The sequence below is a fragment of the Candidatus Nanopelagicales bacterium genome (genome assembly GCA_037045355.1).
In the GTDB taxonomy this organism is placed as follows: domain Bacteria; phylum Actinomycetota; class Actinomycetes; order S36-B12.
In genome coordinates this window covers 189,541-203,572 of the sequence record JBAOHO010000012.1, presented here as the reverse complement: position 1 = coordinate 203,572, position 14,032 = coordinate 189,541, and the positions used below count along the sequence as shown (strand labels likewise).

Sequence of the window (14,032 nt, the reverse complement as noted above, 5' to 3'; positions counted from 1 at the left end):
CACCGTCACGATGAGGGCCCATCATCGGGCGGGCTCCCCATCGGCCATGATGAAAGTTGATCGTCGGCGCTGTCGTGCCCGATCGGGACTTGACCGGGAGACCTCATGACCAACTCTGCCCCAGGCGGAAAGAACACCCCCGACCCCGGCCCAAAGAACACCCCCGACCCCGGCCCAAAGAACACCCCCGCCACAGACGGGAACTCCACCTCAGCCACGGCCGGCCCTTACCCTCATCTGCTCGCACCGCTGGATCTCGGTTACGTGACCCTGCCCAACCGGGTCCTGATGGGCTCGATGCACGTGGGGCTGGAGGAGGCCGAGGGCGGATTCGAGCGGATGGCCGCGTTTTACGCCGAGCGCGCCCGCGGCGGCGTGGGACTCATCGTGACCGGTGGCATCGCGCCGAACGAAGAAGCCCGGCCTTGGCAGATGGGGGCATCACTGACCACGGAAGCCGAGGCGGGCCACCACCGCATCGTCACCGACGCTGTGCATGCCGCGGGCGGGCACATCGCGATGCAGATCCTGCACTTCGGTCGCTACGCGTACCATCCCGAGCTTGTGGCGCCGAGCCCCATCCAGGCTCCGATCTCACCCTTCCCGCCGCGAGAGATGACGGGTGCGGATATCGAGCGAACGATCGACGACTTCGTGCGCTGCGCCGACCTCGCACAGCAGGCCGGGTACGACGGCGTCGAGATCATGGGGTCCGAGGGCTACCTGATCAATGAGTTCATCGCCGAGCGAACCAACCAGCGCACCGACGACTGGGGCGGGTCCAACGCCAACCGGATCCGGTTCCCGATCGAGATCGTGCGACGGGTGCGGGAAAGAGTCGGTCCGCAGTTCATCATCATCTACCGGTTGTCGATGCTGGACTTGGTCGACGGTGGATCGACGTTGCCCGAGGTGATTCAACTCGCACAGGCGATCGAGGCGGCCGGAGCCACCATCCTCAACACTGGCATCGGTTGGCACGAGGCCCGCATCCCCACGATCGCTACCAGTGTGCCGCGCGCCGCGTTCACATGGGTGACCGCGGAATTGAAAGGCTCGGTGTCGATCCCGCTGGTCACGAGTAACCGGATCAACACGCCGGAGGTCGCCGAACGGGTACTCGCTAAAGGTCAAGCCGACATGGTCTCCATGGCCCGGCCGTTCCTCGCAGACCCCGACTTCGTGAACAAGGCCGCCGCTGATCGCGCCGACCGGATCAACACCTGCATCGGCTGCAATCAGGCGTGCCTGGATCACACCTTCCAACTCCAGTTGACGTCGTGTCTGGTGAACCCGCGAGCCTGCCACGAGACCGTGCTCACGATCGACCCAACGCGTCGGCGCAACCGGATCGCCGTCGTGGGATCGGGGCCGGGCGGACTGGCATGCGCTGTCACGGCCGCCCAACGCGGTCACGACGTCACGTTGTTCGAAGCCGATGAACGGATTGGGGGCCAGTTCAACCTGGCCGCGCGAATCCCTGGCAAAGAGGAGTTCCGCGAGACACTTCGCTACTTCCGCAACGCATTGGCGGACAGCGGAGTGCGGGTCGAGCTCGGTCACCGGGTCACCGGCGCCGAGTTGGTCGAGGCCGGGTTCGACGCGGTGGTCTTGGCCACCGGTGTCACTCCTCGCATCCCGGATGTCCCCGGGATCGACCACCCCAAGGTCGTGACATACCTGCAGGTGCTGAGGGACGACGCAGCTGTGGGCGACTCGGTCGCGATCATGGGCGCCGGCGGCATCGGATTCGATGTGGCCGCGTTCCTGACCCAATCGGGTCCCAGCGCGACCCTGGAACCTGCTCGGTTCTACGCCGAGTGGGGCATCGACTCGACCCACTCCACGCGCGGCGGAGTCATCGCGCCCGCACGTGAGGAACCCGCTCGACAGGTCGCCCTGCTGCAACGGAAGACCAGCAAAGTCGGCGCCGGGCTCGGCAAGACCACGGGCTGGATCCATCGGATGGAGCTCAAGCACCGCGATGTCCAGATGATCCCCGGAGTTGAGTACGAACGCATCGACGATGTGGGTCTTCACATCACCCTCGATGGTGAGCCGCAGGTGCTGCCCGTCGACACCGTCGTCGTGTGTACGGGGCAAGAGCCGCAGCGCGAATTGCTGGCCGGCCTGACGGACGCGGGGGTGAACGTCCACGTCATCGGAGGTGCCGACGTAGCAGCCGAACTCGACGCCAAACGCGCTATCAAGCAGGGCACTGAGGTGGCGGCCGCACTCTGAACCGATGAGCGGCCCCGCAAGGTACGCCCCTAGTGAATAGCCCATGAACGGCGGCGGTCACCGTCTGTGTGGCGCGGAGGATCTGTGTGGCGCGGAGGATCTGTGTGGCGCGGAGGATGAGTCGGGATTCCCTGACCGTTCGCCGCAATCAGTGCAGTTGCCCGAGCAGCCAGTCGCGGCGACGGGTCAGCGTATCCACACCGGCCTGCGCGGACCCCGGTCCAGGCACTTCGCGCCTGAGCGCGACATGGATCTCGGCGTGGCTTCGCCCCGATCGCGCCGCCAATCGCCCCACAAGCGTACTGATGTCCTGGCGCAATGACTTGGTGTCGCGCCACAGTGCCGTACGAGTTGTACCGGCGGTGCCGGGAGCGGGCGGTGTGATGGTCGTGGCATTGCGGCGGCGCAGTTCGGCATCCCGTTTGGCCAGCAACGCCGCCGTCTGCTCGGGGGTCAACAATCCAGGCAGACCCAGGAAGTCATCCTGTTCTTCATCCGCCTGCGCCGGGGCCGGTTCCCCCTCACCGGGGAGGGGAGCCTGACCGGGCAGGTAGGCCTGTCCCGAATGCAGGACGTGACCGAAGGCCGCTTCGGCGCCGAGATGCTCGATACCCCCGGAACCGTCGGAAAGCTCCCGTTCGGGCAAGGTGAGGTCGGTGTCGGAGTCGCTGGGGGGCGGTATCACGTGGTTGCGGTCGGACTCCATCTCGGCCGCTAGGGCCACGAGGCCGCGCACCGCTGGGATGAAGACTGTCGCGGACTCCCTCGGTGAGCGGGCGCGCACGACACGGCCGACGGCTTGTTGCCAAAACAGCGGGGTGCGGTAGTTGGTGGCGTAGACCAGAACCGCGAGGCGGGGGATATCCGTGCCCTCGGACACCTGTCGCACGGCGACTATCCACGGATCGCTGCTCGCACGGAAGGCATTGACCTTCTCTGAGGAGTTGGGATCGTCGGAGACTGCTACCACCGCCGGGCGGCCGGTCACCTGCTGAACGATCTGCGCATAGGCGCGGGCGACCTCCTGGTCTCCGGCCAGCAACAGTCCAGCGGCATCAGGAGAGCCCGACGATCGCAGGTCCTGCAAGCGCGAGTCTGCCGCCGCGATCACGTGACGGATCCACTGGCCCTCGGGATCGAGCGCGACCCGCCAGGCCCGGTCCTCGACCGCGCGAGAGGCCTCAGCACCGAGTTCGTGGGCCTGCTCAGCGATGTCGGACAGCGCCCCGGCAGCGGAGTTACGCCAGCGTGCGACGCCGGTGTACGCGGCGAACACGACCGGTCGGCACACACCGTCGCGCAGGGCATCGCGGTAGGAGTAGGTCACGTGAGCCGTCGAGACGCGCCCTTGATCGGTGTCCTCGTAGGCGATGTACGGAATCTCTTCGGCACCCGAGCGAAACGGGGTTCCGGTCATGAGCAGCTTCTTGACAGCAGGGTCGAACGCCTCGACCACCGCTTCGCCCCAGGACAGTCCATCACCGGAATGGTGGACTTCATCCATCACGACCAGGGTCCGGCGATGCTGGGTACGGTGGCGGTGCAGGATCGCCCGGGAGGCGACCTGGGCATACGTGGTCACGTAGCCGTGCATTCCTTCGGGGAGGGTGACTCCGGCCTGGTTGGTACGCGTCGGGTCAAGGTTCAGGCCGAATTCCGATGCGGCGTCGGCCCACTGCTGACGCAGATGGTCGGTGGGGGCGACGACGACAACCTGGTTGATCCGGCGGCGACGCAACTCAGACGCGGCGACTGTGAGGGCGAAGCTCGTCTTGCCCGCACCGGGGGTAGCACAGACTGTGAAGGTGTCACCGTCGTGGGCGTCGAACGCCGCTACCGCCTCGCTCTGCCATGCTCGCAGCCGCACGTCGTTCCTCCCTGATTTCTGATGGTGGGGTCAACAGGCCACCCCGAGAATTCGTCGCGGGGAATGGCCGGCGCCCTACTATCGCCTGTCCCGACCCCCTCCCCGGGCAGCGACACCCGCTGATCGCGCTGCAGGGTCCACCCAGCCATTGGTCAGGGTTCGGCGGTCGCCGAACAGATTCAGTTGATCTCGCCACGCACTGCCGCGCTGCCGCCGTATCTGGCGAGATCAGCGCGTGGGGTGGGGCGAGATCAGGGCGTTGGGGACCAGAGAGAGTCTTCGCTCCGCACTGCGGTCACGGCGTCGCCCACGCGCAAGGTGCCGTTGGTCCGGTGCACAGCGTTCTGTCCGAACAACACTCCCCGCTCACCGCGGCGGTAGGTAGCCAGAGCGCGGAGCGGTTCCCCGCCGGACCTGACCCCCGTCTGCTGATCCACGGTAGTGATGGCGCATCGAGCACACGGCTTGACCAGATCGATGTCGACGTCCCCGACTTTGATCGAACTCCAACCGTCCTCCGCGTAGGACTGGGAATCAGTGATCACCAGATTGGGTCGAAACCGGTTCATGGGCAGCGCTTCGGGGAGTCGGTCGTTCAAGTCGGCCAGCGAGGACTCGGCGGTGATCAGCAGCGGGAATCCGTCCGTGAACGACACTGGGGCGGTGCGGGGGGCGAAGTTGGCGTCGGCCGCACGCTGGTGGTCCGGCGCAAGACCGACCATACGCACCGCACGGCCCAGGTGGGTGCTGAGCAGGTCGGCGACCTGGTCGCCCGCGTCGAGTGCCGGTCCGTCGTGTTCCCAGACGGACACCGACACGACCGGCGAATGAGGCGGGAGCTGCAACGGAACAGTCACCTGATCGCCACCTACGACCACGTCCAGGGTCCCGCCGGCCATCGGTGTCGGGCCCGCCTTGGCTGCTCCGTCGGCCGTCGGTGTTTCGTCGGCACTCGGTTCCCCGACGACACTCGGTGCTTCGTCGATGACACTCGGTGCTTCGTCGATGACGATGACCGGCCGCACCAACGCCAGCGCGGGACACTCCCGCTGGGTGAGAAACGATCCGGTGGCGGCGTCGACGACCATGAATGAGCGGTCATGGGCGAGGCCCCGGTCGAGCAAGGGCCACTGTTGGGCTGATATCCCGGCGCCGGACTTGATCGGGTAGACGACGATCTGGCTGAGCCTCACGCCCCGATCGTAGGCCTCGACTCCAGGAGCCTCGTCCATCGCTCCTTCGGCCACTGCGCGCCACAGAGGACCGGTGAATCCGGGCCGAGCGATCTTGGCCCGCCCTCGGCAAGGCTCAGCGCAGAGCGGCCACGGTGGCGACCACGACGAGAACCGAGATCACTGTCTCCACCGCACCGACCACCGCGGGACGGGTGCCTTGCGGCACGACGAACGACCGCACCGCGGCTGCCCCGAACGGCACGAGCAGCCACGCGGAAAGAAGACCGAGCCCCAGAGCGAGGATGTGGAACACGCGTGAGGCGATCGCCCAGCGACGGTCTCCGGCGCCGCGGATCAGCGACTTCACATGCAACACGGATCCGGTGAAGAACACCAGGCAGATCCCGGCGGCCTGCCACGCCGACATCGCAGGCACCGCATCGACGGTGACGGCCCAGAGCAGGGGAACAGCGACCGACGCCTGCGCGACCAGGATCAGGTCGTTCGTCAGGCCACGCTCGTGTCCGGTGCGGGTGAGCCAGAGGCTGCCGAGCCAAGTCGCACCGAGGAGGAGGGCCACGACCACCAGCCACGGGCGCAGAACCACCAGCACGATCGCCGGGATCGCGGTGAGTATCAGCCAGGGCAGCGCGTCACGCAGTTCCCGGCGCGCGAGACGGGTCCATGACCCCCGGCGCCAACGCACGACAACGGCCCGGCCCAGGTAGTAACTCGCGGGATAGACAAGGACCCAGGCGGCGCTGAACAGAATCCCTGACGCGCTGACTCCGACCAGGGCAAGGCCGATCGCCAGTGGGACGAGCAGGAACGCCCAAGCCCCATGTTGTCCCGGAATCCGGATCCAGGGCCGGGTGGACCCAGGTGCGGAACTGCTCTCCCGCACCGGAGCACTCACCCGACCTTCTCCCAACCGCGCCGTTGGGGCCGGCTGCCGGGATCGTGGGGTCCGCGGTCGCGGTAGACGACGTACGGCCGGAAGATGTAGCCGACTGGCGCGCTGAAGGCGTGCACGAGGCGGGTGAACGGCCACACGATGAAGAGGGCCAATCCGGCGATCGCGTGGATCTGGAATGCGGCCGGCGCTTCGGCCATGTCCTGGATCTGCGGGTTGAGGAAGAAGATCGAACGGAACCACACCGAAACGGTCTCGCGATAGTTGTACGCCTCGCCGATCAGTCCGGAACCACGCATGGTCGCCACCAGGCCGAGCAGAATCGCCGCGACCAGGAACACGTACATGAACTTGTCGTTGCGGGTCGTCGCCGAGAACACCGGCCCCACCGTGCGCCGGCGGTAGATCAGCAGCACGACCCCCACGAGGGTGCAGACACCGGCGACGGCGCCCAGCGACAGTGCCATGGCGTGGTACATCCCCTCGCTGATACCCAGCGCGTTGGTCCAGGTTTCGGGGATGATGAGTCCGATGACGTGCCCCATGACCACGGCCAGGATGCCGATGTGGAACAACGGGCTCGCGATGCGGATCAACTTGCGTTCATAGAGTTGGCTCGAGCGGGTCGTCCAACCGAACTTGTCGTAGCGGTAACGCCAGATCATGCCAACGACGAATACAGCGATCGTGACGTAGGGCAGGACGGCCCACAACAGAATCTGGGTGGTCGTCGACTCTGTCATCGGCGTGCTCCGATCTCGATGAGGCTGGGTGCGGTGGGGAACGGTTCGAGGCCGACCTGTTCGACGGGTGGACCGCTGGCGGCCAGTTGTGCCATCCGCGCCACGATGTCGTCGGTCAGTTCCGGCAACGTGGCCAGGACCGCGTCGAGGACGTGCACATAAGCGGAGTCCATCTTGGCCAGCGCGTCGCGCAACAGACCGATGGGGCCGCGGTGCTCGGCCAGAAAGGCGTCACCGGTCAACGGATCCCCGACAGCTGCGAACTCGAGCACGACTGCGAGGTGATCGGGAAGCTCGTCATCCCCCATCTCGAAACCGGACTCGCGGTAGGCCGTCTTGAACCGCACCAGTGCCTGGCCACGGTTCCGGGTCTCTCCGTCGGTCCAGTACGTCAGGTAGAGGCAGGCCCGGCGGCGCATGTCGAAGACAGCGACGTAGTGCTGCTGCAACTGCATCAGCGGAGTGTCGGCAACATGGTCCAGGAAGGCCAGCAAGGGCTCGCGCGTCTGCTCCGGCAGCGACTCCACGGCGGCATGGATCTCGTCCAGCCGCCCCAGTAACTCACTGTCCGGGTAACTGAGCAACCACGAGGCGGCCAACCGAGCAACCGCCGTACTGCGCTCGGTCATGAGGGCTCCTTCCGCGGCGGGACGGCGGGCATGCCCAGGGGCACTCCACGACCATCCCAGTTGAGCAGGTTGACCTTGGCCGACTCGTCGGACACATCGGCCGACATCTCGGTCGTCGCTCGCTGTTTGAGGGCATGGAATGTCTCGACGGCCACGGGAACCGGCCGACCCGATGCTTCGCCGAACGCCGCGGAGCCGTACTGGCCTGGGCCTTCTTCGAAGTCCAGGGAACAACCCAACTCCTCGAGTTCGCGCCCCACTTCGGCATGGGCCTCGGGAATGACGTAGCGGTCCTCGTACTTGGCGATCGCGAGCAGTCGGTACAGGCCGAACATGGTGTCCTCGTCCATCCCGACGGCAGCCGGGATGGAGGGGTCCAACGGATTACCCAAGTTGTCGTCACGCATGAACGCGCGCATGGCCGCGAGAATATGCAGTGACCGTGACACTGGTGTGACGTCGCCGGCCGTGAAGAGCTCCGCCAGGTATTCGATGGGGATCCGCAGCGACTGGATGGCTCCGAACAAGTTGCCGACATCTTCGGCGTCGTTGCCGGTATCGCGCAAGGCGTCGACGACTGGCGACAGCGGCGGGATGTACCAGACCATCGGCATGGTGCGGTACTCCGGATGCAGCGGCAGCGCGACCCGGTACTTCTTGGCCAGCGCGTAGACCGGCGACTTGCGGGCGGCGGTCCAGCCAATCCTCCGGAATACCGTCACGGCGGGCCGCCATCTGCACCTGCGGGTCCTCAGGGTCGAGGATCAGGTCGAGTTGGGCTTCGTAGAGATCCTGCTCGTTCTCGGTGGCCGCTGCCTCGGTGACCCGGTCGGCGTCGTAGAGGAACAGCCCCAGGTAGCGAAGGCGCCCCACGCAGGTCTCGGAGCACACCGTCGGCAAGCCCACCTCGATGCGGGGGTAGCACAACGTGCACTTCTCGGCCTTGCCGGTGCGGTGGTTGAAGTAGACCTTCTTGTAAGGACAACCGGTGCACACACATGCGCCAGCCGCGACAGGCATCCTGATCGACCAGGACGATGCCGTCCTCGCTGCGCTTGTACATGGCACCCGAGGGGCAGGCCGCCACACAGGCGGGGTTGAGGCAGTGCTCGCAGATGCGCGGCAGGTAGAACATGAACGCCTGCTCGAACTCGAGCTTGACGCGGTCGCCGACCTCGTCCTTGATCTTGCGCAGGATCGGGATCCTGCGGAGCCAGTTCGGGGCCACCACCGAGGTCGTCGTCCCAGTTCGCCGACCAGGAGATCTTCATCGGGCTCGCCGCTGATAAGTGACTTCGGCTGCGCGACCGGGCGTCTGATCGCCCAGCGGAGCGGTGATCAAGGTGTCGTAGTCGTAGGTCCACGGCTCGTAGTACTCCTCGATCTCCGGCAGCTTGGGGTTGCTGAAGATCTGGGTGAGCCGGTGCCAGCGGCTTCCGGAACGCAAGCTTCAGCCGACCACGCTTCGTGCGCACCCAGCCACCCTTCCACTTCTCCTGATCCTGATACGTGCGTGGGTAACCCTGACCTGGCCGGGTCTCGACGTTGTTGAACCACACGTACTCGACGCCCGCGCGGTTCGTCCACGCCTGCTTGCAGGTCACTGAACACGTATGGCACCCGATGCACTTGTCGAGATTCATCACCATGCCCATTTGAGCCATGACTCGCATCAGAAACCCACCTCCCTCACGTCGATCTCAGCAGTCCTCGTCGCGGCTTCGCCCCGTCGCCCATTACCTCGCATCAGTACTGCACCTCCTGCGAGCGACGACGGATGACCGTGACCTCGTCGCGTTGGTTGCCGGTCGGGCCCAGGTAGTTCATGAAGAACGACAGCTGGGCGTAACCGCCGACCACATGGGTCGGCTTGATCATCAGACGGGTGAGCGAGTTGTGGATTCCGCCGCGCCGACCCGATAGTCTCGGCGATCGGCACATCCACCACGCGGTCCTTGGCGTGGTACATGTACACGGTGCCGGCGGGCATCCGATGGGACACGATCGCGCGGGCAACAACGACCCCGTTGCGGTTGTAGGCCTCGATCCAGTCGTTGTCCTTGACCCCGACTCGTGTCCGCGTCCTGCGGGCTCATCCAGATCGTCGGACCACCGCGCGACAGCGACAGCATGAAGAGGTTGTCCTGGTACTCCGAATGGATGGACCACTTCGAGTGTGGGGTCAGGTACCGTACGGTCACCTCCTTCTCTGCCCCGCTGGCCTGGTCACCGAAGATTCGGTGCATGTTCAGCGGCGGTCGGAAGGTCGGCAGGTTCTCACCGATCTCGCTCATCCAGTCGTGGTCGAGGAACAGATGCTGGCGCCCGGTCAGTGTGTGCCACGGCTTGAGTCGCTCGACATTGATGGTGAACGCCGTGTAGCGGCGGCCGCCATGCTCGCTGCCGGACCACTCCGGGCTGGTGATCACGGGGACCGGGCGAGCTTGGGTGTCCGGGAAAGTGATGCGCTTGCCCTCGTTGTCCAACGCCAGGTCGGCCAACTCCTGCCCGGTGCGGGCCTCGAGGTTGCGGAATCCCTCGACCGCGACCCGTCCGTTGGTGGTCCCTGACAGGGCCAGGATCGCTTCGCAGGCCTGCTGGGCGGTCACCAGCGCCGGCCGGCCGGCGGCCGGACCGTCCGGGATCACACCGTTCGTCTGCGCGATCGTCGCGACCTCAGGAGTCGTGTCCACCGCGACGCCTTTGGTGACGGTCCCGAGCGACTCGAGCAGCGGTCCCAGCGCCCCCATCTTGGCGCCGACGGCGGTGTAGTCACGCTCGACACTGATGAACTTCGGTGCCGTCCGACCGGGGATCAGGTCCACTTCGCCTGACTTCCAGTCGGTGACGACCCCACCGGGCACCGCCAGCTCATCCGGGGTGTCGTGCAGCAGCGGGATCGTCATCACATCCGTGCGCGTATCCAGGTGCCCGGGTGCGAGGTCGGACACCCGCCGGGCAAGTGCCTGGAAGATGTCGTAGTCGCTCTGTGTCTCCCACGGCGGATCGATCGCCGGAGTGAATGCATGCACGTAGGGGTGCATGTCCGTGCTCGATAGGTCGTGCTTCTCATACCAGGTGGCGGCAGGAAGGACGATGTCGCTGAACAAGGTCGTACTCGTCATCCGGAAGTCGAGATTGACCAACAGATCCAGCTTGCCGACCGGCGCCTCTTCGCGCCAGGTCACGTCCTGCGGCCGTTGGGACTGCGGGGTCTCATCGGCCCGGACGGAACTGTCGGTGCCCAACAGGTGCTTCAGGAAGTACTCGTTGCCCTTGCTCGACGAACCGAGCAGGTTGGCGCGCCACACCGTCAGTACGCGGGGCCAGTTCTCTTCGGCATCCGGGTCTTCGATGGCGAACTTCACGTCACCACTCAGCAGTTTCTGCTTGATGTACTCGGGGGCCTCGATGCCGGCGGCCTTGGCTTCGTCGGCCAGATCGAGCGGGTTGCGGTTCAACGAGGGGAATGACGGCATCCAGCCCGACCGGGCCGACTGGGCGATGGTGTCGATCATGCTGCGACCAGCGAACCGACCCTCGCCCAGCGGTGTCGCCAACATATCGGCGCCGAGGCCGTCGTAACGCCACTGATCGGTCTGGACGTACCAGAACGCGGTGCCGATCATCTGGCGCGCCGGCCGGTGCCAATCCATCCCGAAAGCCAGGTTTGCCCAGCCCGTCACGGGGCGGCACTTCTCCTGTCCGACGTAGTGGGCCCAGCCACCACCGTTCACGCCCTGGCAACCGGTCAGCGTGATCAGTGCCAGGAAGGTCCGGTAGATGACGTCCGAGTGGAACCAGTGGTTGGTGCCCGCGCCAAGGATGATCATCGAGCGACCGCCCGAGTCCTCGGCATTCTGTGCGAACTCGCGACCGATTCGCTCGGCGGCGGCAGCGGGGACTCCGGTGATCTCCTCCTGCCAGGCGGGCGTATAGGGGCTGGGATCGTCGTAGCCGGTCGGCCAATCTCCCGGGAGGTCGGGACGACCCACGCCGTACTGCGCGAGCATCAGGTCGAAGACGGTGGTGACCAGACGTTGCCCCGAAGTGGTCTCGACCCGAGCGGCGGGGACGCCGCGCGAGTGCGCCGAACCGCCCTCGTCGTCCGCCTGCCCGGTGTCGAACCGAGGCAACAGCACCTCGGCGTGCTCCGTTCCGGTGGCCCCGTAGAAGGAAAGGGCGGGGTCGATGCCCTCGAGGTCCAGGTTCCACTTGCCCTTGCCGGACTCCGAGAACCGGTATCCGAGTGAACCATTGGGCACATGGGGACGCCCTGTGGCGGAGTCGACCAGCACGGTCTTGAAAGCCGCGCCCTCGCTCGAGTCACCAAGGTCGGCGGCGGTGAGGAACTTGTCCGGCACCCAGGCTCCGTCCTTCTCTCGCAATGAGATGAGGAACGGCAGATCGCTGTACTTCTTCACGTAGTCGACGAACCGCGGGACCTGTCGCTCTATGAAGAACTCCTTGAGGATCACGTGCCCCATCGCCATGCCCAGCGCCCCGTCGGTTCCCGGATGCGGGGACATCCACTCGTCCGCGAACTTGGTGTTGTCCGCGTAGTCGGGGGACACGACGACGACCTTCTGACCGCGATAGCGCGCCTCGGCCATGAAGTGCGCGTCAGGGGTTCGGGTCTGGGGAACGTTGGCGCCCCACATGATCAGGTACGAGGCGTTCCACCAGTCAGCGGATTCCGGCACATCGGTCTGGTCGCCGAAGACCTGCGGGGAGGCCACCGGCAGGTCGCAGTACCAGTCGTAGAAGGAGAGCATCGCAGCCGCCGAGCAGCGATACGAACCGGCTGCCCGCCGCATGGGACGCCATCGACATAGCCGGGATCGGAGAGAAGCCGAAGACACGATCCGGTCCGTACTTCTTGATGGTGTGCACATGGGCGGCGGCGATGATCTCGTTGACCTCGTCCCACGACGCCCGCACCAGGCCACCCTTGCCGCGGGCTCGCTGGTAGGTCGATCGGGTCTCGAGGATCATCGACGACTGCCGCCCAGGCATCGACGGGATCCCGGTGCTCGCGCCTTGCGCGGCACGGTACGACTCGAGCAGGACTCCGCGGATGTAGGGGAACCGCACGCGGGTCGGCGAGTACGTGTACCAGGAGAAGGCCGCTCCCCGCGGGCAACCACGCGGCTCGTACTCCGGGCTGTCCGGACCCACCGAGGGGTAGTCGGTCTGCTGGGTCTCCCACGTGATGATGCCGTCCTTGACGTACACCTTCCAAGAGCAGGAACCCGTGCAGTTCACACCGTGGGTACTGCGCACAACCTTGTCGTGACTCCACCGGTCCCGGTAGAAGACGTCTCCCTCGCGGCCCCCGTGCCTGGTGACGGTGCGCAGGTCGCCGGAGATGTCGCCAGGAGTCAGGAACCGACCTGCTTTGACCAGGAAGTCGCCGGCGATATCGGGATCGGTGGTGGTCATGCGTTTGTTCCTCTTCTTACCGTTTCGGGTTCTTACCGCTCGGGTGCTTGCCGTTTCGGGCGCTCTTCTTGACCTTGCCATTCTTGTCGTCGGCACTCTTGCGGCGCGTCCGGGCTTCTGCCTCACCGCTGGGGGCCGACCCTGGGTCATCCTGGGTAGCTCTCTCACCCGATTCTGCAACGTCGATCACGCGAGCGGGCTGCCGGTCGGGCCGGTGCAGATGAGTGCGGCAAACGCCCGGGGCGGCCCAGACCTGCATGTCCTTGACGGTCACAGGCTGACCCGTGCGGGCGAGCAGCTCCCGAAGCAGTGCAGTGTGGATGTCACAGATCACCGGCTGGTCGCGGATCAGGGCCGCGTAGGGGCAACTGCCGAGTGTGATGGTGTCTCCCACGGGCGACACGTGGGCCGAGAAGCCCAGTTGGTTGAGCGCCTTCGCCGCTTGCTCGAGCGCTTCGTCGATGCTCTGCGCCGTCCCTGAGTGGTCGACGACTTCGGCCCACCGATCGGCGGCGTCGTCGATCAGGGCCGGGTCGGTGCTGTCGCCCAGTTCGGCGACCAGCGCTGTCACCAACTCCTGGTAGATCGGCGATTCCGGTCCGACCGCCCGGTACAACATCGGCGGGCGCCCGCGGCCCTCACGACGGCCAGGGGCACGAGCAATCTGTCCCGCAGCCAGGAGCACCTCGAGGTGGCCGCGCACGGTGTTGGGATGCAGGTCGGTCCGAGAGCACAGCCATTCGACCGATACGGGTTCCTCGGCTGTCTCGATGAGGTGCCGGATCTGTGCCCGGGAGTCCGAGGCAGGCTCCCCTTCTTTGGGGATGCCGCGGACTGAGGGCAGCAAGACGGGCCAGCGTTCGACCGATGCTGGGTGCCGTTGCCATGCCTCCGTTCTACCACATAAAACCGGGATTTGGTAATAAACACGGGAGTTATGTGTATAGTGTGAACAAATGGTGGGAAGGAGCGCGAGATGACCACCACCACACCAGGAACCGAGGGCACACCCGGAACCGAGG

General features: G+C 65.9%; 12 protein-coding genes and 2 pseudogenes. 1 reads left to right on the top strand and 13 read right to left on the bottom strand.

The annotated features are described in order from the left end of the window. Positions 1-105 precede the first annotated feature (105 nt). Positions 106-2,241 carry an NADPH-dependent 2,4-dienoyl-CoA reductase gene (locus V9E98_05750; GenBank protein MEI2716485.1) on the top strand — a complete coding sequence of 712 codons (2,136 nt, stop codon included), beginning with the start codon at positions 106-108 and terminating at the stop codon, positions 2,239-2,241. Positions 2,242-2,389: 148 nt separating this feature from the next. Here the strand turns inward: V9E98_05750 and V9E98_05745 are convergent, their stop codons facing one another. From V9E98_05745 to V9E98_05685, 13 genes and pseudogenes are all read right to left on the bottom strand, one after another. Beyond that, complete coding sequence (locus V9E98_05745; GenBank protein ID MEI2716484.1) at positions 2,390-4,108, bottom strand: DEAD/DEAH box helicase family protein; 1,719 nt, start codon at positions 4,106-4,108, stop codon at positions 2,390-2,392. Positions 4,109-4,359: 251 nt separating this feature from the next. Then, positions 4,360-5,301: an MOSC N-terminal beta barrel domain-containing protein gene (locus V9E98_05740; protein MEI2716483.1), complete on the bottom strand. Its 942-nt coding sequence runs from the start codon at positions 5,299-5,301 to the stop codon at positions 4,360-4,362. Positions 5,302-5,416: 115 nt separating this feature from the next. Further along, the gene (locus V9E98_05735) at positions 5,417-6,199 is read right to left on the bottom strand and encodes a YwiC-like family protein (protein ID MEI2716482.1); all 783 of its coding nucleotides are present in this window, start codon (positions 6,197-6,199) and stop codon (positions 5,417-5,419) included. Continuing rightward, positions 6,196-6,939, bottom strand: coding sequence for a respiratory nitrate reductase subunit gamma (gene narI / locus V9E98_05730; protein MEI2716481.1), 744 nt, complete (start codon positions 6,937-6,939; stop codon positions 6,196-6,198). Before narI ends, V9E98_05735 begins: the two co-directional genes overlap by 4 nt. Next, the gene (gene narJ / locus V9E98_05725; GenBank protein ID MEI2716480.1) at positions 6,936-7,568 is read right to left on the bottom strand and encodes a nitrate reductase molybdenum cofactor assembly chaperone; all 633 of its coding nucleotides are present in this window, start codon (positions 7,566-7,568) and stop codon (positions 6,936-6,938) included. The genes narI and narJ overlap by 4 nt, the downstream gene beginning before the upstream one ends. Next, positions 7,565-8,290: a hypothetical protein gene (locus V9E98_05720; protein MEI2716479.1), complete on the bottom strand. Its 726-nt coding sequence runs from the start codon at positions 8,288-8,290 to the stop codon at positions 7,565-7,567. The genes narJ and V9E98_05720 overlap by 4 nt, the downstream gene beginning before the upstream one ends. A gap of 187 nt (positions 8,291-8,477) precedes the next feature. Next, positions 8,478-8,588: pseudogene (locus V9E98_05715) on the bottom strand (4Fe-4S dicluster domain-containing protein). 28 nt (positions 8,589-8,616) lie between these two features. Beyond that, positions 8,617-8,703, bottom strand: a pseudogene (locus tag V9E98_05710) (4Fe-4S dicluster domain-containing protein). A 132-nt stretch (positions 8,704-8,835) separates the two neighbouring features. Continuing rightward, positions 8,836-9,015 carry a hypothetical protein gene (locus tag V9E98_05705; GenBank protein ID MEI2716478.1) on the bottom strand — a complete coding sequence of 60 codons (180 nt, stop codon included), beginning with the start codon at positions 9,013-9,015 and terminating at the stop codon, positions 8,836-8,838. Positions 9,016-9,314: 299 nt separating this feature from the next. Next, entirely contained in the window at positions 9,315-9,446 is a 132-nt protein-coding gene (locus tag V9E98_05700) for a hypothetical protein (GenBank protein ID MEI2716477.1), read from the bottom strand. Continuing rightward, entirely contained in the window at positions 9,446-12,343 is a 2,898-nt protein-coding gene (locus V9E98_05695; protein MEI2716476.1) for a nitrate reductase subunit alpha, read from the bottom strand. The genes V9E98_05700 and V9E98_05695 overlap by 1 nt, the downstream gene beginning before the upstream one ends. Beyond that, entirely contained in the window at positions 12,255-13,010 is a 756-nt protein-coding gene (locus tag V9E98_05690) for a molybdopterin-dependent oxidoreductase (protein MEI2716475.1), read from the bottom strand. Before V9E98_05690 ends, V9E98_05695 begins: the two co-directional genes overlap by 89 nt. A gap of 16 nt (positions 13,011-13,026) precedes the next feature. Continuing rightward, positions 13,027-13,857 carry a hypothetical protein gene (locus V9E98_05685; protein ID MEI2716474.1) on the bottom strand — a complete coding sequence of 277 codons (831 nt, stop codon included), beginning with the start codon at positions 13,855-13,857 and terminating at the stop codon, positions 13,027-13,029. Positions 13,858-14,032: the final 175 nt, after the last annotated feature.